Here is a 24536-nt window from a genome sequence, read left to right as displayed (position 1 = left end):
TTGGAGCGTATCGGGATCGAACCGATGACCTTCTGAATGCAAATCAGATGCTCTCCCAGCTGAGCTAACGCCCCGTTATAAACGGTATCCCTGAATGGGCCTGATAAGACTTGAACTTATGACCCCACGCTTATCAAGCGTGTGCTCTAACCAACTGAGCTACAGGCCCTGGATACAGACAGTATTTTTCGGATGGGTCAGGCGAGCAAATCTTTTTCCTAAGAAAAAAGCAAATGTAAGTCAATTCTCTAAGGTAGTGCAAAGCTGGAGAATTAAATCATCTAACTTGAATATGGCGGACTCCTTCCAATGGAAAATCCTCCCATTCCAAAGACATAGGCCCTTAGACTGCCAGTCCAAGATGGTCCGAAGATAGGATTCTTGCTCTCTCTCATTGAGATGCATACTGGTGAAACTCAATAGGTCCATGGGAAGGAATATACGAAAAAGTGTCAGAGCTAATTCTATCGCGGGACTTGCCGGTTCAGACTTCGCAGACATTGGGTCCTTGAGATACTTTCCTGTATTTCTGGGGTTACCATAACGATTTTGATCTATAAAACCGTGGGCACCGGGGCCGAGGCCTAAATACGGCTCATACATCCAATACCGCAAATTGTGTCGCGAAAAGGCGCCATTCCTTGCATAATTGGATACTTCATACCACTCAAATCCTTCTGTTTTCATTCTCTCTGGAAGGTATTCTAGAACTTGGTATTGCAATTCTTCATTTGGAGATTCTTTCCTTTTTTCATTCACCTGACGAGAGTAAGCTGTTCCTTTCTCGACAGTCAGCGAATACATACTAAAATGTGCCAGTGGCAAGGAAAGGAAGGAATCCAAATCCTCTAAAAAATCTTGGAAGGATTGGCCTGGTATGCCATACATGAGATCAACTCCCAATCTTGGGATAGGTGAATTCTTACAGAGAGAATCCAATGCTTGATACTTTTTTTCATCTACATACCGACCTAAATAGGTAAGCCCAGCTTTTGCTCTCGTTTGGACTCCAATGTTCAATCGATTGATCCCAGCAGCCTGCCATTCTCCCATGGCCTCTAAGCTCAGGTCTTCTGGATTTGCTTCTAATGTAATCTCCACGCCTTTAGAAATATTGAGTTCATTTTGTAAGAACTGTAAAAGGTCCCTCCAAAGAGATGGTTCCGCTTTGCTAGGAGTTCCACCTCCGAAAAAAATACTGTCTACTTCAAATGATGTGCACTCTTTTCCTAATTTTTTTCTTTCTAAAAATTCAAGCTTATAGGCGTTAAACAGTTGTTTTTCGAGAGGAGAATTTTCTTTTCCTATTCCTTCCGAATAAAAATCACAATAATCACATTTTTGGTAACAAAAAGGAAAGTGGACGTAAATGCCTAGTTTGCCTTTATTTGCTCTTAATGGAATTGCTGTCATGTTGGATAAGGTCATGAGGAAGTCTATCTTCTGGGCTTTGCATTTGTTCTTTTCGACCTCAGTCTGGAGTTCTGATCTGGTGCTAAAAGACCAAGTCTTTGTTTGGCAAGGCCTCTCTCTTGTATTTCCTGAGGATGTCGTGGTTAAAGAACAAAATCTCTCTCGAGAGAAAATTCTTCAGATCTTCCCCGCAAGACGGGAGCCTTTTTTTATGAGCATCCGTGAACTCCCCCTGTCCCAAATTCCTGATTCTTTGGGAGAATGGGAGAAAGAAGTGTTTTGGCAAGGAAAACAGGTGAAACGAGTGGAGCGTACTTTCAAAGAGAGTTCCTTTCTTTGTTACAGTGGTGAACAAGTGCGAAACCAGAATCTATTGCGTGCTGAGCTTTGCCTAGGACCCATTGGAAGCAAATTCTATTGGTTTTGGATCTTTATCAGAAAGGATAGGGCTGATCTCCAATCCTACTTTGAAACTGGAAGCTTTCTTCCTTGATGTGGAACAAAGCATGGTTTTCTGCTTGTCTCTCTCTTTTTCTTCTGGAGATTGGAAAGGGTAGGGCCTATAGCTCAGTTGGTTAGAGCAGCAGACTCATAATCTGCGGGTCGAAGGTTCGAGACCTTCTGGGCCCAAATTATTTTGTTCGTGAGGACCACCATGGAATTTTTCGAAGTAAAAATCTCAGACATTAGCCTCACCAATGTTGGATTTGCAGTCTTTCTCAAACCAAAAGAATCAGACGACAACCGGGTGGTTCCCATCTTCATCGGACCACTAGAGACCCATTCCATTACGACAGTCCTAGACGGCACAAAGCCACCTCGTCCTATGACCCATGATTTAATGTTGTATATGTTGACTGCAATGGGAGCGACAGTTTTAAAGATCACTATTGAAGAGATCATAGATAGCACCTTCTATGCAAAGATCCAATTGCGTAGAGACGAGGAAATTTTTATACTAGATGCTAGGCCTTCCGATTCCATAGCCCTTGCACTGCGAGCAAATGCTCCTATTTTTTTAGCGAAATCAGTGTTAGATGAGGCAGGAATCGTTATGAAAGAAGACGAAATCCAAGCCGAAAGTGTAGCACCAGAAAAAAAAATCCAAGCCCTCCCCAAGTCAAATTTACAGATTTTGGAAGAGACTTTAGAAAACGCTCTAAAAACAGAGGATTACGAAACCGCTGCAAAGATCCGAGACCAAATCAAAAAGTTAATCGGCAACAGTTGATTGCTTTATGTCGCCCAGTTTTTCCAATTTACTGATTTTTTAATTGTCAGGTCGCTTGCGTTTCTTTATATTTGGGATACCAAATACAGGAGCCGATAGGTTCCAAGAAGGAATGTTGCATGGAAAAATTGGTAATGGATGTAGTCAATGCTGGAATCGCTCTTTTCCGTTCTGGAGAAGAAAAGTTCAAAGCTGCAGTGGTAGACCTGGAAAAAGTTTACAACGAATTGAAAGCGAAAGGTGAGCTAGACAAATCACCAGAATCACAAAAAATCAGAGACCTTTTAAGCAAAACGATCACTGATGCGCAAGATGCTATTGGGAAAACCAATGCGAGCTACGAAGAAGTGGTAGCAAAACTCCAAGCAAATTATCAGTCTATCTATGCGCAAATTGATAGCGCTCTTCCTCCACAAGTTAAGGAAAAAGCAAAACAAGCATTAGATGAACTTAAAGTTTTGATTGAAAAAGTTAAAAACAAATAAGATTAACCTTCTCATTCAATAAATTTTTTTGGAAGTCACAGGATCTCTGTGACTTTTTTATTTTTTTATGCAGGCAGATTCAAAAAAAACAAAACTCGTTTTATTTTTGATCGTTTTCTCGGATATGATGGGTTTTTCTCTTTTATTTCCCTTATTCCCCAAAACGATCACCCATTTTTTATATTCAGGCAATGATCCGATTTTTTTGCTTATCCATCGATGGGCACAATGGTTAGGTGAAGGTGGAGACCCAAAATTCACCTTGGTTTTATTTGGGGGCATCTTGGGCTCACTCTACTCCTTGTTGCAATTTGTATCTGCTCCCATTTGGGGGAAGTTATCAGATCGATATGGAAGAAAGAAAATTCTAAGTCTTACAACTATTGGTGCAGTTTTTGGGTATATCTTATGGTTGTTTTCTTCCCAGTTTTGGCTATTCGTACTTTCGAGAGTGATTACTGGCTGTATGGGTGGAAATATCTCTGTCGCCTCCGCTGCTATGGCAGATCATACCGACGAAAAATCGAGAGCAGCGGGCATGGGTTTAATTGGCGCAGGGATTGGCTTGGGTTTTGTCACTGGACCTTTGTTAGGCGGAATTTCATCTACTTGGACATTTTTGGATTCATATTTCCAAAGCGGATATCTTGTGATTTTTCCTGCTTCAGCACTTTTGGCTGTTGTCGTTGCGCTCTTAAACTATCTTTTTATCCAGGTTTACCTACCAGAATCCCAACCCAAAAACAGAAATGGAGAGATGATCCATCCATTTTTGGCTATGCGTCGATTGGAATCTAAACATTTGATCCGCATTTGTTTACTCAATTTATTATTTCTCACCAGTTTTTCTGGTTTCGAGTTTGTCTTGAACTTTCACTTATCAGAATTGTTTGGATTCCCTCCTAAACAGATCGGTTTTACATTTTTATTTATAGGCATTATCATTATATTTGTACAGGGGGGCTTACTCAGAAAAATTTCAGGCAAAGTAAAGGAAAAGAAAATAGTATTCTATGGGATCGTCAGTGTTTTTGTCGGCCTTTGCCTTTTGGTTTCGATGCCAAATGTAGCACTTTATTTTGTGGCACTTTTTTTTATGGCGTTTGGAGCCGCTTTAGTAAACCCAGGTCTTTCCTCCTTTGCATCTTTGCAAAGCCGGGCCGAAGAACAAGGCTTAGCTTTGGGACTGTTTAGAAGTTTTGGTTCACTGGCCCGAGGGCTGTCACCCATACTCTTTTCGATTCTATTTTTCCAAAAGGGGCCCCAGTTTACCTATTCTGTTTCCCTAGTGCTTCTGCTCTTCTTTTGGATCCTCCTACTATCAACTAAGGAGAAAGAAACAAAGGCCTAGAGAAAGGTTTCTAGTTTTGAGCGTAGTAAGGGGAAGAGTGTCTTTTCATCCAGTTTGTCACCAGAAACAGATGTTCGGAGTAGAAAGCTGTCCCTGATCTTCCCATCATGGGAATTTGCAGTAAAGCTGATGATGTCGATTCCGAGTTGGTAAAGTGCTTCTGTGATTTGGAAGAGAATTCCAGGTGTATCCTTCATCCGTAAGTCCATGACAGTAAAGTCCGAGGAGATGGGATTATAGAGCTTCAAAGATGCTTCTGGATCACCTACCTTTCTTGATAGGATAAAATCTTTGGAGTAGGAGTGTAAATACGCCTCAACAGAAAGCGATTCGTAGAAGAGTGAATACAAATCCTTTCGGATTTGGGAAAGTAAGGATTCTGTCATTTCCCCGCCTGTCCAACTTCGGATCACAAAGAGATCCTGTACGTGGCCGTCGTTGCTGGTTTCCGCCACCGCCTCCAATATATCCCAACCATGGTTGTAGAGAACAGATGTCACACGGTAGAGGATGCCCACTTCATCTTGGGAAAAGGAAATCTTGAGAAGGGTGGTGTCCTTTCTCGGTACACAGGATACATGGAGGATTGGTTTTTTGATTTCAGTACTCGTTTGTGCGGTCATCTGCTCGTCCTTGCAACACATTGCTTATTTTAAATGCAATCAACTGAGAAGATTTGCAAAAATAAGCTAAGTGCTTCCGTTCTGTACAAAGATTGCAAAAACGGTACCAGTTGGCTGATTTGGACAGGAAGAATTCACTTTTTTTTAGAAAGCGACCTTGGCACCCACCATCACCGATTGGACCCTTTGGGAGGCCATGGCTTCCACTGTCAATTTGGTGAGGAAAACATTCAGCTCAAGTCCCGCCAAAACATAATTGGTAGTATTGGGGGCAGTGGCAGAGCCGCTCAAGTCCAAAGCAAGTGTGCCTGTCCGGGTTTGGCTGAGTTGAGAGCTAGGAACCAAAGCCGCCAATTCTGCCGAAAGGCTAGAGGTTAAAGACGAGGAATCAATCGCAAGGACCAGAGGTCCTTCTCTTTGTAAGGAAAGGTTTGTGGAACCAAAGTTCAAACTTGTCCCTCCACCTACAAAGAAGTTCAATATGTAAAACATCCGAAATCCTGTGCGGACATCTAAGGGGACACTTGTCAGAGTACTATTGTAGTCGAACTTTGTTGCTCCGCCCCAGGTACCAATGGCAGGACCTAAGGTTATGGCCTGAACTTTGTTATCGTCGTAGGATAGATTGATCCTTTGCCTTTGGTAGTGCATACCCATTCCGATGGAGATACCAGAAAATTCAAACAGTCCCCAGCCATCCGAATAACTCTCGTAAAGGTGAAATCGTAACATGAAACCTGCGTTTGTGATATCTCCGCCCAAGTCCAAATTTTTATTCTGTGCCTCGATGGCTTTTTGTACATCGCCATTGGAAAAATTGAACTGAAAACCATGGACATAAAGATTGAATCGATGTAAAAATGTCTTTAGGTCAGCCTCAGTATCTGAGGGACCCCCTCCCGTTAACCAACCTAAATTGACAGCAAACATCAAGTTTGGCGAAATCGAAGCACCTACATTGGGTAATTTATCAAAAGTTAAAGATTGGTATTGGACAGTAATGTCTTCCTTTCTCTGTCCAGCAAGACCCATCCCAGCTCCGATTTGAAATCGATTTACGAGGCCTGGTCCCATCAAAGAGGAGTTGATGTTGGTAAGGATAGCCGATTCCGCCATGGATTCTAATACTTTGTCTGTGTATTGGGTCTGGAATGCCTGGTCCACAGAGTTTAACTGTGTGCGTATGCTTGCAGGAAGTACGGTACAAGCCGCGCCTGTGCAAGTGACTTCTGCTTGTAGAAGGCTGGGATGAATGAAGGAGAGGATGGAAACAAAGAATACCGGAAAAACTATCGTCTTTTGTTTTTTCAGAACCTTCATCTCTTCCATAAAAAGCCAATCTCAGACTACCAAGGTTTTCTTTGGTTTACAAGGGTTTTTTTGGAAAAAGAATTGGGCAATGTCCAACCAAACGGAAAAGAGAAAACACGTCCGCGTCAAACCATTGCCAGAGGAGCCTGTTGAAGTGCATCTTATGGGAACGAGTCTGATTGATGTACTCCATGCGAACGATATCAGTATGGGTGGGATTGGTATTGTCGCTCCGCACCATTTTGATGAATGGGATATGCATGAAAAAGTGGAAATCTTGGTTGCCTTACCGGGTGATTTGGCCGACTTCCGGGCGAGAGGAGTCATCAAACAAATCGGAAAAAAATCAGAGACCCAAGGATTGTATGGAGTGCAGTTCACAGACATGGGTCCAAAAGGGAAACAGGATCTTTTGCTGTACATCAATCGTTTGATAAGAAAAAACAGAGCCTTGAAATAATCCTTGTCCTCTTTTATGTATCTGACATAATTTAAAAACCGTTGGGGGTGCCTGGATTTCAGGCTGAGAGAGTCCCTATGAACCTGCACAAGGTAATGCTTGCGAAGGGAAACGGAGGAAGCTGAAATTTATAACAGCTGTCTCTTTGCCACCAATGGGAAGGAACCGTTATGACAAGTTCAGATCACTCCAACTACCAAATCCATAAAAACCAAATCCAGCTTACCGATGGAACCGTCTACGAAACATATCGTACGGCAGGTACACTTTGTTCGCATGATGATGAATTTAATTTTAAAAAAGGAATTCATCCAACCAGGCAGGATTGGATTCAAAAACGAATTGCAGAAGGCAGTCAAAATCATTCACAAATGTATTTTGCAAAAAGAGGGATCCTAACTGATGAAATGAGGTATGTAGCCCTCAGAGAAGGTATGGATCCAGAGTTTGTTTTAAATGAAATCAAAATAGGACGAGCTATCATTCCGAGCAATATAAACCATCCCGAACTTGAACCAATGATCATTGGTAAAAAGTTTTTGGTAAAAATCAATGCAAACATTGGTAACTCTGCGCTCGGTTCTTCCATCCAAGAGGAAGTGGAAAAATTGAGGTGGGCACTTCATTGGGGAGCGGATACAGTGATGGATTTGTCAACAGGCAAAAACATTCACGAGACTAGAGAATGGATCATCCGAAACTCCCCCGTACCGATTGGAACTGTTCCGCTTTACCAAGCACTGGAAAAAGTAAAAGGAAAAGCAGAAGACTTAAATATAGATGTGTTTTTAGAAACCTTAGAGGAACAAGCATCGCAAGGAGTAGACTACTTTACTATTCATGCTGGTGTCTTGGAAGCCTATGTCCCACTTACAAAAAAAAGAATTACGGGGATCGTATCTCGTGGTGGTTCGATTATGGCTCGTTGGTGTATCCACCATAAAAAAGAAAACTTTCTTTATGAACATTTTGGACGAATCAATCAGGTAATGAAAAAATATGGAGTATCTTATTCCTTAGGCGATGGTTTACGACCTGGATGTATTGCTGATGCCAACGATGATGCACAATTTGCCGAGCTAAAAACATTAGGTGAATTGACGAAAAAAGCATGGGAGGAGGACATCCAAGTTATGGTGGAGGGGCCTGGACACGTACCATTGCACTTAATCGAAGAAAATATGCGATTACAAAATGAGATCTGCTCAGAAGCCCCCTTTTATACACTTGGCCCACTCGTGACGGACATAGCACCAGGATATGATCATATTACTTCTGCAATTGGAGCTACTGTCATCGCTTGGCATGGTACGGCTATGCTTTGTTATGTGACGCCAAAAGAGCATCTCGGTTTACCGAATAAAGAAGATGTTAAGGCAGGTGTGATTGCTTACAAAATTGCAGCTCATGCTGCTGATGTCGCTAAACAACATCCAGGTGCTCAAAAGAGAGATGACTTATTAAGCAAAGCACGGTTCGAATTTCGTTGGAAGGACCAATTTGCTCTGTCACTTGACCCTGAGCTAGCCGAAAGATACCATGATGAGACTTTACCTCAGGATGGAATGAAAAAGGCCCACTTCTGCTCGATGTGTGGGCCTCATTTTTGCTCTATGCATCTGACCCAGGAGTTAAGAAAGGAAGAAGCAAAGAGCTCAGGGTAAATATAAAGCGAGAGTTTAATTCTTTTTTTGAGGGACAGGCAGGAATTTTTTACAACTTCCTGCCTTCTTACAGAATTGCCTTTCTATCATATAGGAAAAGATTGCTTGTATCCTTTGCGTGTAGAGAGGCCAAGAAAAGTAATGGTCTTGGCGGAACATTGGGTAGGTCACATTCCCTGGAATGTAACTATCAGCCAAGAGGGTCAATCCATCGCTTGGACCATATTGGCTGACTTCATCAAAAAATGGTTTTGCCCTTTCAGTTACATGCCGGGTCAATGGCACTCCCATAATATTCACGAGTAAAATATGGGAAGGTTTATCTAGTTCAAATGCGACAGGAGAATTTTCTCCTCCTTGCATGTCGGTAAAACCTTTCCAATTATAATTTCTAGTCCAAAAGTAGAACTGACCTTCCATTCGATACCGCCATGTATTGAGGACGGCATTGATCGCGTATGTGCCTTTATTGAGCCCACCTACATTGTACCAGGCTTTCACTAACTTATAGAAAGGCTCTTTTCCGCAGAGTTTCAGCGACATTTTTACATCGCTACTGCCTTTACTGAGTGATGCCAGTATCACTCCCTCATACTCTTTTTTCTCCGATAAGGCCTTGATGTAATCACAGATAAACTTTCCATTTTCTTCAATCGGACCTGTTTGGTCTATAGGCACTACTGTTTCACTCAATCCCAACATCGCAGCGATTTCTCGAATCCTTTTTCCGTCTGTACCTAAATTGGGGTTATCTTTATAGAACATACCAGGTACGAAGGCAAAGAGGATTTTCTCTGAGTCATACACAGGGTATTTTTTGATGTATTCATTTTCTTTTCGTAAAACATAATCGAGAAAACCTTTTGATAAAGGATCTGTGATAGCTCTATGGTAAAAAACAGAAGCCGCCAAATCAATATCTCCAGAAGTTTCCATAATGGTTTTGAGATTCTCTCGTGTCATATCGGAGAGTTTTGGAAATTGTTTTGTATTGGCAGCGAGGTCTATATAGCGTTCTTCATCCTCGCAAATATTCTCAATGTAGTATTTGTTTTTTAAACAACTTACACTTTGGTTGGCTTTATTATTGATCTCTACGTTTTTATCGATATGGCAATGGTTAAACAAAATGAAGAGGAAAAGGCTAATGATTTTGTGAGATTTCATGAGGAGGGATTTATCCTTTAGCTTTATGTGCAAAGGATGGAAGAAAAGAGGAAAAGGGCGAGTGAAAAAAATCCAAACGCCCCAAAGTTTTGACTACAAACCTAGGCTTCGGCCAATAATCTCCTTCATGATCTCTGTCGTACCTGCATAAATGGTCTGTATCCTTGCATCAATATAGGCTCGTGCAATAGGGTACTCCATCATATAGCCGTATCCACCAAAGAATTGTAAACACTCATCTGTGTGGCGTTTTTGCATCTCAGTTGTATACCACTTCACCATTGCGGCCTCGCTTGTTGTATTGACACCTTTCATGTGTTCGATGAGGACCTTATCGGTAAAGACCTGAGCCATCTCCAGCTCTGTGGCCATCTCTGCCATTTTGAATTTTGTGTTTTGGAATGATCCGATTTTTTGACCAAAGGCTCTTCTTTCTTTCACGTATTGGAGTGTTAAGTTGTGAACCAAACGTGTTGCTTCCACGGCAGCAACTCCCAAAATCAAACGTTCTTGGGCAAGTTTCTGCATGAGGTAACGGAAGCCTTGGCCCTGCTTTCCGAGTAAGTTTTCTTTTGGTACTTTTACATCGTTAAAATACAATTCAGAAGTATCTTGGGCTTTTAAGCCGATCTTGTCTAAATTTCTGCCGCGTTCGAAACCTTTCATACCTTCTTCGATTAGGAGTAAAGAGATGGTTCCATTGTCATGTTTTACAGCGGTGATGATGAGGTCTGCCAGTTGGCCATTGGAGATAAAGGTCTTTTGCCCATTGACGATGAAATGATCGCCTTTATCGACTGCATTGGTGCGGATGGATTTGAGGTCAGAACCTGCTCCTGGTTCCGTCATTGCAATCGCGAGGATGGTTTCACCCGAGATCGCACGAGGTAGCCATTTCTTCTTTTGTTCGTCAGTACCAAAGGAAGTGATGTAAGGTGCGATGATGTCACTATGTAAGGACATAAAGAGACCACTGTTCCCCACGCGAGACGACTCTTCGACAACGATCACATTGTATAAGAAGTCTCCGCCTGCTCCGCCGTATTCTTCTGGAACATCGGGGCAGAGTAGGCCATACTCGCCCGCTTTTCTCCAAACAGATTTTGGTACGATATGATTCTTTTCCCATTCTTCATGAAATGGTTTAACTTCGGTTTCAAAAAATTTGCGCGCCATTTCGCGAAATTGATGGTGCTCATCTGTGAAAGGCAGGATTCGATCCATTCTAGAACTCCTTGTGTAAGGGAATTTTCTAATAATTTAAAATTCGGTCAATTATAAACGGTGTTCAGTTTCATATAAACGCCCGGATTTTTTTTGATGTATTGGATAGCATCCTCTTGGCTGAGAACATATAACTCGGTTCCTGGCCAAGCAACAAAGGTATACGTAGAGGGCAATTTTTTAGTGAGAGGGTAGATCTCGCCTGCAAAATCACCAGGTCCCAATTCTCGGATCGTCCTATGCTTTTGCATCACAACCACAGTACCAGTTTTGACAATGAAGGCTTTATCAAAGGACTTACCTTCCTCGATGAGGATGTCTTCTGCCTTTACGGTTTCAAATTTTAAGATAAGCTCTAGTTGGGTGACTTGGTAACTTGTTAGTCCACGGAAGGTCTGAGACTCCGTGAGTGTTTTCCAGGTATTGGTCTCTCGGATCGAATTGAGCTTAACTAAGTTTTCGTGGAGTTTGGAACCTCGGATGAACTGAAAGAAACGCGTCTTTTCAATCGTAATGGCAAGTACATCTGTTTCAGCATAAACATCAGCCTGGCGTACAGTATCCAGGATCAGTGAGGCCTCGCCAAAGTACTCATAGGTACCATATCGTTTAACAGCCGCATGGTCCTGGCTCAAACCTTCAAAGCGAACGTTTCCAGAGGCGATGATGAAGAATCGATCTCCTTTGGTTCCTTTTTTGATGATTTGTTCTCCGCGCGCAAATCGTTCTTCTTTTGCAATTTGCAAAAACTCTTTCGCCTTTTCAATCGGAAAGCCAGAGAAGATATCAATCTGAGAAAGTATTTCTAAAAGTTGATAGGCTTCCTGGTGTTTGGGAGGAGTGACCTCTGGATAGAGAGTATTCTCAATTCCAAATTTTGCAAGCGTTAGGTGCGTCCCTTGGGGCATATCCTTGGACGCGATATGGTATACAGTAATTCTCTTTTGAACTTCTTCTGGAAGGGATGCTAAATAACTTATCTTTGTATGGAGTGGGGGAACACCCGCTTCATGGTAGATGATCTTTCTATCCCAAGGAAAGTCCTTCAAAAATTGATAACGTGATTCAGGGAGGACTCCCTTTTTGTACATGGCCTCAAAGGCTTCTGGGTCATTCAAATGGTCTGAGGTATAATAAAAGGATGTATCCTGGAAGAAAAATTCAAATCCTACGGAAGGGATGGAATGGATTGCATAGTGAAAGTAAAATTCACCACCATTGATGATGGTTGCCCTACCTATGACAACAGGTATGAAATCAAATAGATCTGTGATTTCCTTCCTTGGAATTTTAGTTAAACTGCAATACTTGCGTAAAAACGACTCCATCACAGTAGCAGTTGCATAAATGGTAATTTTGGATTCCTCCAAAATTTTTTGGAAGGTGCCGGCATCGTGGTCGGCATGGCAGTGGGTTAAGATGATCGAATTGATGAGCTTGGGATTTACATTGGAATCACGTAACCACTCCGTTGAATTCACTGGAGGGTCGACCATAATCCCTTGGCCATTCAGCCAAATGATAAAACCACTGGTGTTATCATTTGGGTCAAAGCCATGGGAAGGCCCAAGGCAGGTGATGCCGATAAGAGGTGGTTGGAATGGTTCTTCCATTCTCTTCCCGATATCGAACTTTACATGGTAGTCGACTTCCCCTGGGATTTTTGTTTTGGTCTGACCATCTGTAACGAGAAATTCATTGCTCGGCAACTGCTCGATTGTAACTCCACCTAACTTTGCCACATGGCTATCGTCGAAGAGGACAAACTCAACCACATCATCCATCGTTTTATAACTACGGAAATAAGCCATTTCTGCTTTGATGTTGGGGAAACCAAAACTAGCCTCTCCATCTATAAACTCAGAAGCTAGATCTAAATCAGAGGGTCCCATAAGAGACTCCCCTAGAACAATGGTTAGCTGTTCTTTCTGTTCTTTAGAACAAACGATAAAGGTCTTTTTGCCGCCTCGAAAGAAGAAATTGAAGTAGATAGGGAACTCTAGTTCAGCAACTGAGATCCCTTTTTCCACATGAAAGAATTTATTTGGTAAGACAAAGACAAGTGGTGTCTTTTTTTCAAAGCCCATAGTGTCTTTGATGGTCTCAGGAGGGGAGCCAAATTGGATGTACCCTTCCGAAGTATCAACGAGGTAACCCCCTCTAGGGAGAGCTATAAAACCAGACGGTTCAGAACTTACCATGAGGGAGTTTTATAAAACCTATTTGTGGCTCTCAATAAATTTTTTGATTTGTGGCTTTGGAAGTGCACCAATTGCCTTGTCCACTAGCACGCCATCCTTAAACAAAAGCAAAGTAGGTATGGATTGGATACCGAATTCCTGAGCTGTCTTTTGGTTAAAATCTACATTCAACTTCTTGATTTGAACATCTGACATTTCATTCGAGAGTTCATCCAAAACAGGTGCTACCATACGGCAAGGCCCACACCATTCTGCCCAACAATCGACTAATACGGTGCCTTTGGAAATTTCGGTTTTAAAATTGGCGTCATTGATCTCTGCGAGTGCCATGATTTTTCTACTCCTTGAAAACTCTCAAACTCTAGTACAAACTAGACTGGGAAAGTGGCAAAAATCGTCGATTATTGTTTCTTTTTTTTCTTTTTATCATCTGATTCGAGGTCCGCTATCTTTTGCTGGAAACTTTCAATCAGAGTTTTCGTTTTTTCCAAATCTTCGGTTTCGCCCGTAATTTGAAATATCTTTCGGTTCATTTCTAACATTTCCACAGAATGTTTCAAATCTGTGGAATCCTGTGTCGACATTTCAAATTTAGAGCGGTAGTCTTGGGCGGCTGAGTTTGCTAGTTCAATGATTAAATTGAAATGCTCTCGTCTTGTGTAGTAGTAAGGATTTTCTAAATCCTGTTCTTTTTCATAGGCAATAAAATCAAAGATATTCTTGGAACAAGCAGCCAAGCGGTAATGAATGTCCGGCCAACTCCATTTCCATTTTGAATTGGTTCCGAAGGCAGAAATGGTTTTTTTGATGCATTCCCTAAGCCCTTTGATCAGATTCAACCTTTGTGTAGGGGTGATTCTCTCTATTTTTGCGAGTTGCTCTTTGTTTTCGGAAAGAGAGCCGTCCACATTGTTGGAGACTGTTTTTTCAATATAAGAAATTGCGTTGTAAATTTCTTTCCTAGCCATTTCCAAATAGTTGTTATTGTTGATTTCTAGAATGGCAGTTGAGAGTTCATTGATCACAATACAGGTGTTAATAGATTTGATTGAGTTGATGGCGAGTGCAACATTAAAGTAGGGCTCTAAATCCTTACTCTTTTTGGCTTGCACTTTATATATGTTCGCTTCTTTCTTTAGCTCTTCTAAGTAATTTTTAAAATCTGTGAGCTTGTCGTTGAAATCAGCTTTTTTTTCTTTTGTGATTGCCATATGCTAATATTCATTTTCGGCGAAAAGAAAGTCTCTCAATCCAAAAAAGGCCTACCTATTTAAAAAAACAAATGACCCAGGAGAGAATCCTATCCATTCTAGGAAAAAATGAACGAGATTCCAAATTCCAAACGAAATTTTTTGGACCTCTGGGAAACGTATAAGTACATGAACGAGCCTGTTTTCCGGGAAGGTTGGGACTCAGACGGGCGTTGGGACCATGGAAAGGGTTGGGTCTCACTCCACATCCCAGACAAGGATTGGAGGCTAAGGCTCTCGAGTGAACTGTCTCGTGATCTGCCCGAAGGCTCTAGCCATTGAAAGTTTTGAGCTTCCTGATTATGTTCTGTCTTTTTTCCTGTTCGACGGCTGGAGTCTTTAGTCCGCTAGGATTCTCATTTTATAAAGATGTAAGAGAGCCTGTCCTTTTGGGTGCAAACGATTCAACAAAAAAAATGGGTGAGGCCTGTGGTTATAACGTGCTTGGTTTTTATTCGTTCGGTGACATTTCCACAAAAAAAGCAATGGAGAATGGGGGCATCAAGAAAGTCTCTGTCGTCGACCGTCATACATTTGCTATACTGACTTTATTTGCAAAAGTTTGTACGGAAGTAAGTGGTGAGTAAGATTTCCATTTTCCTCTTGGTCCTTTGCATTACACAATTTAACTCCTGCATCGTGACAGAGGAACGAGTAACCGGCTTTGGGCTTAGTGTGGCTGTGACAGAAAGTTCACAAATTAGTCCGAAAGCAAGTTTGAATGAGTTCCAAAGAGAGATTGAGGCATGCGCCTTTAATTTTTTTTATCTAATTAGCTTTGGAGATAGATCGTTTCGAAAGATTCTTCAAAAGGCATCTCAATTCCAGATCCATGTTGCGGACCAAAGAATAGTTCATTATCATTTATCATTTATATTTATAAATATCATATGTACGCGAGTAGTAGGTAAAAATGTATCCGGTTAACGTAGACTTTTGGATCTTTCATTTTCGGGGATACGAAGGCCATTGGGCAGTCGGAATCTTAATCATGGGCTTCTTTTATCAGAAGCATCGTTCCCTTAAGGCTGGCTATGCACTGGATTGGTATGAAAAAGCATGGGCCTATGCGATTCTATCTGGGATGATATTTGCGCGAGTGTTCCATTTTTTGTTTTGGGATACAAAGGCATTTTTAAATGAACCAACTTTGATTTTTACAGCAACAGGTGGGTTTGCAATCTTGGGGGGAACCATTGGAACTGCATTCGGAGCTTGGGTCTATTGCCAAATTACAAAAGTAAATTTTCTGCATTGGTGTGATTCTTTGATGATACCTTTGACTCTTGGACTTTGTATAAGTCGTTTTTCTTGTTTTTTGAATGGAGATGCCTATGGTTTACCAACATCTCACTTTTTTGGTGTCACGTTTTCAGAAGATAGTGATGCTTGGATGGCGGAGTGGAGAGCTTTACACCATCTTTATGCAAATGCGAAAGATCCTCTCACCATTATCTCTCAAATTTTTTCACCTTACGTAAATTTGGCGGATCTACCAATTCCAGATTCATTAGCTCATTTAAGGCAGATGGGCTATGAAAATTTAGCCCAACTTACGTCATTGTATCCGCCTACTGCAACGGGAGATTACCAATCAAAATTAGTAGCCTTGGGTTTATATCCGTTTCCTGTTGTGTATCCCAAGGTGCATCCTGCCCAAATATATGAAGTTGTCATCATGTTCTTTGTCCTCTTGGCTATGTATAAATTAGAAACATTTGATTTTTCGAAGGAGAGAATGTTCTTTATATTTTGGATGTTTTACGGTTTGAATCGTTTCCTAATAGAGTTTTTTAGAGGGGATAGGAATATCATATTTGGAAATCTAACTTACGCCCAAGTCATTTCATTGGGACTTTTCATAGGTGGCATAGTCGGTTTTATGATCAAAACAAAATTGATGAAAACCAAAACTTGAAGTTAGTTTGATTTTCTAATAGATATAGGGTAGAATTCTTTTTCTATCCTTTGGAAAGTTTTCTACATTTGCGAGATACCAAAGGCGTGTTTGGTGGCTCCTTCCTGCTAGATAACCAGCCATAATAAAGAAAACAAAATACATATCTAAGTATGTTGAAACCATCGCAAATCCAAACCAGGAAATAAGTTCAAAAAAATAATGAGGACATACCAATATTTTGAAAAGTCCTTTGTCAGGGACTTTATATTCTTTGGTTTCCGAATTTGAGCGTAAGTTTCTTAAAATGATATGGTGGTATAAATTGCCAGCTTGTCCTAAAAAGAATAAAAATAAGCCAGCCAAAGTAACAAAGGAAGGAACGGATTCAAAAATTCCTTCAGGTGATCGGTAATGCAAATTTCCGGAGAGAAACCCAATATTCGAATATGCGAATGAAATAAATATAACAGCAGTCCATCCAATTTTTCCGGAAAATTTATGAAGAAATAATACCTCCAAACATCGTTTTCCAAAGTGAATGGCAAACAAAAGGAAAAGGAGTATTGCGTACGGCGATGGATGCTTTGGTAAACTTAGACCCGTGGACCAGTAGGCAAGAATCGGTAAAAAATAGATGATGAACATCCCAAATCTGGGGGAGATTCCTTTCCCTTTATTGAACTTGCTATACGGAAGATTAAAGAAACCAGAAGATTCCGTTTTGAAAGCAAAAATAGAAAGAAAGATATAAAAGGCATAGCTATATAACACGGAATCACTAAAAGGAGGTATGTTTATCATAATCTTATGCCTTTACATTCGTAAAAAGTGAAAGTAAGTCAACCGGCCAATCAGGCGTACCCGATCTTAAAATTTCTATTTTGCCTTGAGAAATCTTTTCTTTTTCGAGCAACAAATTTGTGATCATTTTCGCACTAACATTTGTTTTTTCCATAAAGACTGCATGATGAGGAACAAATACCCAATCACCAATAAAATAGAGATTGGAAATCGGTGATTGCATTTCAGGACGATTTACTTCATCACCTGGTCTATAACCTGTATAAGTATCCCATCGGTTTACATAAAATTCAGAAAATTCGGGAAGTTTAGGTACGACGAGTTTTAACTCTTCGTGAACTTTTTTTGCAATGTCTTTATAAGACATTCCTACAAACTGAGACCACTTTGCTACTTGTACTTCGATCAGATCGATTCTCTTCTTTTTTAGTTCCGGAATTTGTCTAGAGGACCAATTCGAAGTAAAGCCCAGGATTTTAAATCCAGTTGGAAAGAAATCATGTGCGTTCCAAAATGAACTGTCTGGGAAACGTTCTTCCCAGGCATTTGTATCTTCGTAGAGGAGGTTCACACATAAAATTGTCGCAGTGCTTAGCTTTTGGATTTTTTCAAAGTAAACATGTCTCTGCAAGGAGTTGTTTGTGATAAACTTTTTGGCTCCTGGAAGGTCCATGGCAGTAATGATGTGGTCTGCTGTATAAGATCTAACTTTAAGTTTGTCGGGATTTAAAACCTCCAACATCGACTCATGGGCTCCACAAAAAGGACAATCTCCAGAATGTCCTACACCTATTACATTCCCACAGACTCTGCATCGCTTCACCTTACCTGAAGGAAACATGGAATTTACTTCTACAGATTTAATTCGATTGTTCTCTAATTCTAACTTGCTCACTTCAGAGTCAAAGTGAACCTCTCCACCTTTTTCTCTTATGTAGGCAACCATTGGATACAAGAATGTTTCATCAGGAGGCCATTTGTAATAATCCACTCGTGAATCAGATGGCAAACAACCTAACTTCAAAAAATTTGCAATGGCAAGAGCCGAACACTCTTTTGTGGTCATGAAAAAACCCATTTCTGCTAAACCATCAAAATAATGTTTTATATATTGTTCATGGACTCCCAAACGAGTGGCCCAATCATAAAAACTGATGCTATCTAAATAATTTCGTTGGTCTGAATCGAGATAGTCGAAACCCCACAGTTTGGAAGCAGCCCTAAGTGCATTCAATTGATTGGGTGCGGGTACATTTACATCCTCTACCGAAGGAATATAAATACCACTTGAAAGCATTTGCAAACGATCAAAAGGTATAGGCCAAGTTGGAGTCGGAATCTTACTTTGTGTTCTTTGGTTGGAAACAAAATAGTAAAAACTATCATCGTCACGCATTCGATTGATTGGGAAATTATGCCTACCTAAGAATTCACGTAGATTTTTGTAGAATCCCCAAATTCCATGCAGCCCGTGCTCTCTTGTGTACGGCTTTCCTCCAAAGATACGCTTTGCAAAGTTACTGTCTTTCCAGGCTTTTAGTTTTCCGCCGGGAAAACTTGTTTTTTCTAATAGGATAACCTTAAAACCTCGGTCAACGAGTTCACATCCTGCTTGGAGCCCAGCCAGACCCCCACCTAAAATTAAAACTGTCTTTCCATTAGGTGAAAGGTTAACTTTGTTTTCCGGAACCAATGGGAAATCCATTTTATATGTTTGGTTTCCGAAAAAAGAATAAGTTAGACCAGCCAAGGCTGAGCCACCGATACCTATACCGCTCGCTTTTAATACCTTAAGAATAAAATCTTTGCGACTTAGATCCATGATTACTTCTTGAATTGATTTTCGACAATGTAAACAAAGAATGCCTGCATTCTTGCATGTAGGATAGGCCACTGAAAGTAGTGATCATTTCTCCAAGATGGGTATGTAATGGCTCCATCTATATAGGCATCCGCAAGCAATGTCATACCATCATTGGGACCATTCGGTATCATTGCCTCATAAAATGGATAGGCTCTTTTGGTTACTTGTCTAAACTGAGGCACTGCAATCACATTGATGATGAGCATCTGTTTAGGAATCTCCAACTCGAAATCCAGTGGTCCACCTGGGTCACGATTCATTGATTTGAACCCTTCGTAGTTGTAACCTTTGAAAAAGAAGTAAGACTTGGCTTCCCAGCGATACCGCCAATTTGATTCTATTTTGTCTACCAATAGAGTTCCTTTGTTTAAGCCGCCAATGTTGTACCAACCCTTTACTTTTTCAAAATAGGATTCTTTGCCACATAGTTGGATCGCCTTCTTGATATCTGCACTACCTTTTGATACGGAAGCGAAGATTATACCATTAACATCCGTTTTGTTTTTTACATACTCGCAGATGAATTTTGCGTTTTCTTGGATTGTGCCAGTTTGGTCCACTGCTACGATCTCTTCTTGGATGCCAAGTTCAAGTGCGATGTCTCTGATTTTTTTTCCGTCTGCACCAACCGCTGGATTGTCTTTATAGAACATTCCTGGAACCATCGCTAGGACGATTTTCTTTTCAGAGTAGTTAGGGAGTTTTTTCTTTAGTTCTACTTCTTTCTTTTTAAGAAATTGAATAAATTGTAAATTGCGTTTTTCCTGAACAGTTCGGAGATAAAAAAGGGCAGATGTCTTATCGACGTCTAAGGTCTGTTTTGTGAGATCTGCCAACACATCTCTTGTCAGACTTTTTAAGTTTGGAAACTCTTTGACTTTGGCAGCCCAGTCTAGGTACTCTTTTTCATCTTCACAGAGACCATCAAATTCATAAGCTTTGATGTCGCATTTGACAAGACGCGATTGTTGGTCGCTCACCTCTAGCTTACGATCCACGTGGCAATTCAGAGTGAAGAAAAAGAAAAACGATACGAATAGTATCTGTCGTGTGCTTGGATGTTTCATGACTGGCGTTTTATAAGGGAAATGACGTCATTTCGGTATTTGAAAAGCAACATCGCAAAAAAGAATACCGATACAAATAGAATCATATCTATGTCTTGTTTGTAGATGCTGAGCCTCAAGGAAAAGGCAAAAAGCAACATAAGGCAACGCAGAGCAACGTAAGACCAAAATGCTCTCTTGTTTTGCCAAAGATCATATCGTTTTAAGAGTAGGAAATCCAGTGGGGAGTATATGAGCCAGGAGATTGTCTGGTCCATAAAACTAAAGCTCGTAAAGAAATAAACGAGTGTCGCCACAGTCCCTCCTATTCCAGATACGAGTGAGTAAGTTACCACAGCATATCGTTCGAATAGTTTAAAGAGAGGCACTGGCAATGAGAAAAGAATGATGATGGCAAAGATAATTTTCCAAAGTGCAGAACTGGTTCCCGGTTGAATGCCCCATCTATCTCTGAGAATGACTTTTGATTCTTCCGAAAGACCTGAATCAATGACAGCTCTCCGTAAATCTTCTGGAAGATAAATGATCTCATAAGAATCCCGCACGGCATCTGTATCTTTGTCAAAGAGAAGAGTTTCATTGATATTTAGCCAAATGATGGACTGAGAGTAGGGTAGAACTCTCTTCCGCCAAGTATTCTTCTCAGAGTCCATACTGAGCAGGCGTATTTTTTCGCCTTTTGTTTCGGATAGAATGTCTCTTAAAAAGGTAACACAATTGTTGGTAAAGTTGTCGTAGTAGTATCCATCTTTGTTCTTCTCATAAACCTTGAGGATTTCCTCGAATAACTTGTGTTTTTTGGATTCATCCAGTAAAAGTTCAGAAACTAAGATACCTCTTCCGGTGCTGTCCCAAGTTTGGAAAGCGGAACTGGTGGGGATGATGTTTACAAAAAAGTTTGCTTCCCCTTTCATAAACCTCCAGAGAAAGCCTGGAGAAGGGTCATAGACACCAAAGTCCAAATAAAAATCAGTATCTCCATAATCGGGACCGGAAACAATCCTGAGTGCGGCGTGTCCAAAGGCAGTGGTTACACTCTTTCCTGGACTTACAGTCCAAAGTTGTACACGAAATTGGCTGAGATTTTGTTTGGAATGGCTTTTAAGCAAATTGAGAAAGGAACTCTGGGCCTTGGCCTGCCAGTTTTGGTCTTTGCTGTCTTGTGCTTGTAAGGGATGAAGAAGGGTTGTGATGCTAAAGATTGCGATTAAAATATAGAACATTTTGGAGAAAAAAACATGGCTCTCTTACGAGAACCATGTTTTGACTAAATTAGTCTCCTCTTGCGATAGTGCAAGTAGTAGAGATTACAGAACCAAGTAGGCTAGTGTTTTTGTAGTCTACGTAGTTGATTTTTGTAATTCCACCTGCAGCAGCAGCAGCCTTAAGAGATGCATCTCCAGAAGAGATGATTCCTACGTATGCAGTTACACAAGCTTCACCGGATTTAGATCCTACTGCAGTTGCTGGTGTGAAGTCTGCTTGTGGGCTAAGTGTAAGACTTGTGTCTTGCATAATAGACCCGGATGGAGCAGAGTATCCGCCACCTGAGCAAGCGATAGCTAATGCTACTGCAAATACTGATGCTAAAGCGATATATTTTTTCATTCAAATTCTCCTTAGAATTTTGGGAAGAGACTACCAGCTTTTCGGGCTTTGACAATAAAAAAAATAGTTGTACCTAAAAAAAAATCAGTTTAGAAAGAGAATAAGAATTCTAAAAAGCGAATCGTATATGAGAAATAAAGCAAATTCTATTGTTATAGGCTTTCTATTGCTGTCATGCTTTTGTATTGGAAATGTAAAACAAAAGAAGGCAGAATATAGAAGTGAAAGTAGTGCAGTGCAAAAGCAGTTGGATCAATTGAAGATGTACTTTAAAAGCTATGCTCTGTTAGACGAAGCATATGCAGAGCGGCTCTGGAAATATGCCAATCATACTTGCGATTTCAAAAGAGCTGGGAAAGTAGAAACATCCGTAAAACCTTTCTATGAATTGAAGTCAAACGACTTGGATTGCCATTGGAACTATCGGAAGGAACTCATTTCATTTACGAAACGCCTTCACTCGGTGAATGATTTAATTTCTGTGGAAGAAGTATATTTCTATAGAGATAAACCAACGAGACTCAAGCTCAGGATCAAAGATTCTGATTGGTCGGTTGAGCGCTATTACGATTGGAATTTGATGCGTTTTAGTTGGATCCAAAAATTCACCATGGTTCAATTCACACACAACAATTCTACACGAAAGGTGAGATACTTGTTTGATATTTTAAATGAGGATGTGCGAAAAGTCGAAAGCCTTCTTGTGGAGGATGGAAAGGAAGTGTTAGATGGTTGGCAGTTTTTGCAAGGGTTTTACCAGTCACCAGAGCGCTGTGAATACTTCGAAAAGGGAGAAAAATCGAAAGAGGAAAATACTTGTACTTTAATGAGTGCCTCGTTCCCAGAAAGAGCCACCCTCTTGCCTACATTCCCCGAGGAATAGATCAATGGTCAAAGCCTTTGTAAAACACCTTTCCCCCTTGGTCAGGAACAAAGATACATTCGCGCACGCTACGGAAAAACACTCGAAAAATTGGCTCTTTTGATTCCCTATACTCCGCGCCTAGAAAATTTTTGAGTCCTTGTTTGGCTAGCTTCAAATGGTAGTGAGGGATCGTTGGGAAGAGGTGATGGATGACATGTGTTCCGATGTTGTGATGGATGGATTCGAAGATACCATAGGAACGGTCTACAGTCGAGAGAGCGCCTTGTATATAATTCCAATCCTTTCCACGGTACCAAGGAATGTTTGCTTCGGTATGGTGTAAAAAGGTAACGAGGGAGAGCCAGATGACAAAGACAAAGTATGGGATAAGATAGTAGATAATAAGAGAGAACAAGCCAAAGCTATAAGTAAACCAAACCAGAAATCCCAACATCGCTAACATCCAGAGATCCGAGACCAGAGCATTCTTTCTTTCGCCAGGAGGAAAGAGTGGGCTTTTCGGGTGAAAATGAGAACCATCCCTTCCTGTGGAACGAACAAACAAATACAAAGGAAAAACTACCAATAGAAGTTTAAACCGAGCGATGCGTGCTAAGCTGCCCATTTCCTTGTATTGGGTCTCTGTAATTGGGTGCCAACTCTCATCCCGATCGATATCACCTGTGTGGTTGTGGTGTGTCCTATGGCTCACTTTCCAGCCATGAAAGGGAACAAGTAAAGGCGTGTGAGCTAAATGCCCGAATAAAAAGTTTAACCATGGTTTGTGGGAGAAGGAGCCATGCCCACAGTCATGGCCGACTACAAAAAGAGCCCACATCATAGTGCCTGTTGCAAACCAAAAGAAGGGAAATAACCAAGGCGAAGGAAACAGAAAGATAATTGTATAAAGAATTCCTAATATGCTAAAATCTAAGAAAAAAAAGAAAATACTCTTTGGAATAGAAGGGATAAAGGCCTCTGGGGCAATGGATTTTTTTAGATCTGCGATCGTGTATGGGATGCTCATTTCTATTGAGCAGATTCCAAAGAAGGCCTAAGAGCTAAAAGCAAAAAAAAAGCAAACCCGAGGGTTTGCTTTGGGATCGGATATCGTTTCTCCTTTGCCTAGTTGGAGAGTTTTAAATCAGTGATGTCAAAGAACCGACGGAACAATAGTCCATTCACAGGTTTTTTGGTATCGAAGATCAATACTGCCACTTTGTTGAATGGCAAAAAATTAGGCCTATACTGGGTATAGTGGTGCGAAGTGATCGCAGCTTGGTACTTATTGTTGTAAATGGTATAGGTGTGTTTTGGGAGAGTCTCGTGCACTTGTTTTTTCTTCTCTTCTGGAGTTTGTGCCACATAGTTGTGTACGACCACTTTGTCCTGGCTAGGACCTGACTCTCCGAACAAAGTGAAAGGCAATGCCTTCGCTTGGTTTTTGCAAAGATAGTCTACCACTTCTGTAAAGGTAGGTTCCGGAATTTCGGCTTCATAACCTTGCCAGTGGAGTTTTTCCACTTCTGCTATTTTTTTCTTATAAACTTCTTCACCCCAAACTTCTTTTGCACTTACAGGTGTAGGCATCACATTGGTGAAAAACAAGGTGCGTGCTTCTTTTTTGGGATCATACTTTCTCCATTCAGGGTAGGGTATGAGTTTTCTCTCTGCATCGTTCACCAAATCACGTTCGTATGCAGCTAATACATAGATTGCGTAGTCATGGTTTTCCATCACTCGGGATTCTATTTCAACTAATACGTCTAAGATTTCACCTTTTCCTGTATCAGCATGCCGCCGTACGAAAGATACTTTTTTCAATCGAATTCGCGTATCATAAATGGAGAGCGGGTAAAGATCATGGATCTCTTTATTGTCTCCTTGGGAGATTGTGTTTCCACTTGTAGTTGAGGCAGGCACTGCATCCTGCGCACTCACCAAACGAGTGAGAAGCAATAGGGAAAGGAAGATACTTATTTTTTTCATAATCCGACTACCGTATGTTTATGCTTTAAGTATCGAAGGTTTAGCCTAGAAAGATTAGGGAA

The 24536-nt window shown here is 40.9% G+C and carries 26 protein-coding genes, 3 tRNA genes and 1 riboswitch; of the genes, 12 read left to right on the top strand and 17 right to left on the bottom strand.

All coding sequences use genetic code 11. From position 1 onward, the window contains the following. Position 1: 1 nt before the first annotated feature. The 3 genes from DI060_RS06240 to hemW all read right to left on the bottom strand — a co-directional run bounded on the left by DI060_RS06240 (position 2) and on the right by hemW (position 1428). Positions 2 to 74 (bottom strand) — tRNA-Ala (locus DI060_RS06240). A 21-nt stretch (positions 75 to 95) separates the two neighbouring features. Beyond that, positions 96 to 169: transfer RNA gene (locus tag DI060_RS06235), tRNA-Ile, on the bottom strand. A 71-nt stretch (positions 170 to 240) separates the two neighbouring features. Beyond that, positions 241 to 1428, bottom strand: a complete 1188-nt coding sequence (gene hemW, locus DI060_RS06230) for a radical SAM family heme chaperone HemW (protein ID WP_244594297.1) — start codon at positions 1426 to 1428, stop codon at positions 241 to 243. On the opposite strand from hemW, the gene DI060_RS06225 reads away from it, so the two are divergent. From DI060_RS06225 to DI060_RS06205, 5 genes are all read left to right on the top strand, one after another. After that, complete coding sequence (locus tag DI060_RS06225; protein ID WP_135355006.1) at positions 1427 to 1906, top strand: hypothetical protein; 480 nt, start codon at positions 1427 to 1429, stop codon at positions 1904 to 1906. The genes hemW and DI060_RS06225 overlap by 2 nt on opposite strands. Positions 1907 to 1969: 63 nt before the next feature. Continuing rightward, a tRNA-Ile gene (locus DI060_RS06220) sits at positions 1970 to 2043 on the top strand. A gap of 25 nt (positions 2044 to 2068) precedes the next feature. Continuing rightward, entirely contained in the window at positions 2069 to 2644 is a 576-nt protein-coding gene (locus DI060_RS06215) for a bifunctional nuclease family protein (protein WP_108974834.1), read from the top strand. A gap of 119 nt (positions 2645 to 2763) precedes the next feature. Continuing rightward, entirely contained in the window at positions 2764 to 3129 is a 366-nt protein-coding gene (locus DI060_RS06210) for a phasin-related domain-containing protein (protein WP_108974832.1), read from the top strand. A gap of 67 nt (positions 3130 to 3196) precedes the next feature. Further along, positions 3197 to 4480 carry an MFS transporter gene (locus DI060_RS06205; protein WP_108974829.1) on the top strand — a complete coding sequence of 428 codons (1284 nt, stop codon included), beginning with the start codon at positions 3197 to 3199 and terminating at the stop codon, positions 4478 to 4480. Here DI060_RS06205 and DI060_RS06200 read toward each other — a convergent pair. Beyond that, positions 4477 to 5103, bottom strand: a complete 627-nt coding sequence (locus DI060_RS06200) for an ACT domain-containing protein (protein ID WP_108974827.1) — start codon at positions 5101 to 5103, stop codon at positions 4477 to 4479. The genes DI060_RS06205 and DI060_RS06200 overlap by 4 nt on opposite strands. 144 nt (positions 5104 to 5247) lie before the next feature. Further along, positions 5248 to 6423 (bottom strand): Lsa36 family surface (lipo)protein, encoded by a 1176-nt coding sequence (locus DI060_RS06195; protein ID WP_244594296.1) that lies wholly within the window; start codon positions 6421 to 6423, stop codon positions 5248 to 5250. A 79-nt stretch (positions 6424 to 6502) separates the two neighbouring features. Here DI060_RS06195 and DI060_RS06190 point away from each other — a divergent pair, with 79 nt between their 5' ends. Together DI060_RS06190 and thiC are read left to right on the top strand one after the other, a co-directional pair. After that, on the top strand, positions 6503 to 6874 hold the full coding sequence (locus tag DI060_RS06190) for a PilZ domain-containing protein (RefSeq protein WP_108974822.1): 372 nt from the start codon (positions 6503 to 6505) through the stop codon (positions 6872 to 6874). 33 nt (positions 6875 to 6907) lie between these two features. After that, positions 6908 to 7001, top strand: a riboswitch (TPP riboswitch). A 43-nt stretch (positions 7002 to 7044) separates the two neighbouring features. Continuing rightward, entirely contained in the window at positions 7045 to 8538 is a 1494-nt protein-coding gene (gene thiC / locus DI060_RS06185; RefSeq protein WP_108974820.1) for a phosphomethylpyrimidine synthase ThiC, read from the top strand. Positions 8539 to 8553: 15 nt separating this feature from the next. Here thiC and DI060_RS06180 read toward each other — a convergent pair whose 3' ends face one another. The 5 genes from DI060_RS06180 to DI060_RS06160 form a co-directional block, all read right to left on the bottom strand. Beyond that, the gene (locus DI060_RS06180; protein ID WP_108974818.1) at positions 8554 to 9705 is read right to left on the bottom strand and encodes a hypothetical protein; all 1152 of its coding nucleotides are present in this window, start codon (positions 9703 to 9705) and stop codon (positions 8554 to 8556) included. A gap of 93 nt (positions 9706 to 9798) precedes the next feature. Then, positions 9799 to 10929: an acyl-CoA dehydrogenase family protein gene (locus tag DI060_RS06175; RefSeq protein ID WP_108974816.1), complete on the bottom strand. Its 1131-nt coding sequence runs from the start codon at positions 10927 to 10929 to the stop codon at positions 9799 to 9801. A gap of 47 nt (positions 10930 to 10976) precedes the next feature. Continuing rightward, positions 10977 to 13130 carry a cAMP/cGMP-dependent 3',5'-cyclic-AMP/GMP phosphodiesterase gene (locus tag DI060_RS06170; RefSeq protein WP_108974814.1) on the bottom strand — a complete coding sequence of 718 codons (2154 nt, stop codon included), beginning with the start codon at positions 13128 to 13130 and terminating at the stop codon, positions 10977 to 10979. A gap of 18 nt (positions 13131 to 13148) precedes the next feature. Next, positions 13149 to 13460, bottom strand: coding sequence for a thioredoxin (gene trxA, locus DI060_RS06165; RefSeq protein WP_108974812.1), 312 nt, complete (start codon positions 13458 to 13460; stop codon positions 13149 to 13151). 71 nt (positions 13461 to 13531) lie between these two features. Next, positions 13532 to 14341 (bottom strand): hypothetical protein, encoded by an 810-nt coding sequence (locus DI060_RS06160; RefSeq protein WP_108974809.1) that lies wholly within the window; start codon positions 14339 to 14341, stop codon positions 13532 to 13534. Between the two features lie 108 nt (positions 14342 to 14449). Here DI060_RS06160 and DI060_RS06155 point away from each other — a divergent pair, with 108 nt between their 5' ends. From DI060_RS06155 to DI060_RS06140, 4 genes are all read left to right on the top strand, one after another. Next, complete coding sequence (locus tag DI060_RS06155; protein ID WP_108974807.1) at positions 14450 to 14662, top strand: hypothetical protein; 213 nt, start codon at positions 14450 to 14452, stop codon at positions 14660 to 14662. A 107-nt stretch (positions 14663 to 14769) separates the two neighbouring features. Continuing rightward, on the top strand, positions 14770 to 14967 hold the full coding sequence (locus tag DI060_RS06150) for a TRL-like family protein (RefSeq protein ID WP_209451992.1): 198 nt from the start codon (positions 14770 to 14772) through the stop codon (positions 14965 to 14967). Further along, positions 14960 to 15307 carry a TRL domain-containing protein gene (locus tag DI060_RS06145; RefSeq protein ID WP_167836933.1) on the top strand — a complete coding sequence of 116 codons (348 nt, stop codon included), beginning with the start codon at positions 14960 to 14962 and terminating at the stop codon, positions 15305 to 15307. Before DI060_RS06150 ends, DI060_RS06145 begins: the two co-directional genes overlap by 8 nt. Next, entirely contained in the window at positions 15294 to 16298 is a 1005-nt protein-coding gene (locus tag DI060_RS06140; RefSeq protein ID WP_108974801.1) for a prolipoprotein diacylglyceryl transferase, read from the top strand. The genes DI060_RS06145 and DI060_RS06140 overlap by 14 nt, the downstream gene beginning before the upstream one ends. A 15-nt stretch (positions 16299 to 16313) precedes the next feature. On the opposite strand, the gene DI060_RS06135 is transcribed toward DI060_RS06140, so the two are convergent. From DI060_RS06135 to DI060_RS06115, 5 genes are all read right to left on the bottom strand, one after another. After that, the gene (locus DI060_RS06135; RefSeq protein WP_108974799.1) at positions 16314 to 17081 is read right to left on the bottom strand and encodes a hypothetical protein; all 768 of its coding nucleotides are present in this window, start codon (positions 17079 to 17081) and stop codon (positions 16314 to 16316) included. A 4-nt stretch (positions 17082 to 17085) separates the two neighbouring features. Next, a complete protein-coding gene (locus DI060_RS06130; protein ID WP_108974797.1) occupies positions 17086 to 18903 on the bottom strand; it encodes an FAD-dependent oxidoreductase in 1818 nt (605 codons plus the stop codon). 2 nt (positions 18904 to 18905) lie between these two features. Continuing rightward, positions 18906 to 19943, bottom strand: a complete 1038-nt coding sequence (locus DI060_RS06125) for a hypothetical protein (protein WP_135355004.1) — start codon at positions 19941 to 19943, stop codon at positions 18906 to 18908. 65 nt (positions 19944 to 20008) lie between these two features. Further along, positions 20009 to 21235: a lipoprotein N-acyltransferase Lnb domain-containing protein gene (locus DI060_RS06120; RefSeq protein WP_108974793.1), complete on the bottom strand. Its 1227-nt coding sequence runs from the start codon at positions 21233 to 21235 to the stop codon at positions 20009 to 20011. Between the two features lie 49 nt (positions 21236 to 21284). Continuing rightward, entirely contained in the window at positions 21285 to 21620 is a 336-nt protein-coding gene (locus DI060_RS06115; protein ID WP_108974791.1) for a TRL domain-containing protein, read from the bottom strand. Between the two features lie 127 nt (positions 21621 to 21747). On the opposite strand from DI060_RS06115, the gene DI060_RS06110 reads away from it, so the two are divergent. Further along, on the top strand, positions 21748 to 22503 hold the full coding sequence (locus DI060_RS06110; RefSeq protein ID WP_108974789.1) for a hypothetical protein: 756 nt from the start codon (positions 21748 to 21750) through the stop codon (positions 22501 to 22503). A gap of 1 nt (position 22504) precedes the next feature. Here the strand turns inward: DI060_RS06110 and DI060_RS06105 are convergent, their stop codons facing one another. Together DI060_RS06105 and DI060_RS06100 are read right to left on the bottom strand one after the other, a co-directional pair. Continuing rightward, positions 22505 to 23512: a fatty acid desaturase gene (locus DI060_RS06105; RefSeq protein ID WP_108974786.1), complete on the bottom strand. Its 1008-nt coding sequence runs from the start codon at positions 23510 to 23512 to the stop codon at positions 22505 to 22507. Positions 23513 to 23610: 98 nt separating this feature from the next. Next, positions 23611 to 24474 (bottom strand): tudor domain-containing protein, encoded by an 864-nt coding sequence (locus DI060_RS06100; RefSeq protein WP_108974784.1) that lies wholly within the window; start codon positions 24472 to 24474, stop codon positions 23611 to 23613. Positions 24475 to 24536 lie beyond the last annotated feature (62 nt).

Origin of the sequence: Leptospira ryugenii, from assembly GCF_003114855.1 — a bacterium.
In the GTDB taxonomy this organism is placed as follows: domain Bacteria; phylum Spirochaetota; class Leptospiria; order Leptospirales; family Leptospiraceae; genus Leptospira_A; species Leptospira_A ryugenii.
Note: the sequence above shows the minus strand (reverse complement) of the source record. Positions and strands in the feature narration are given on the sequence as shown.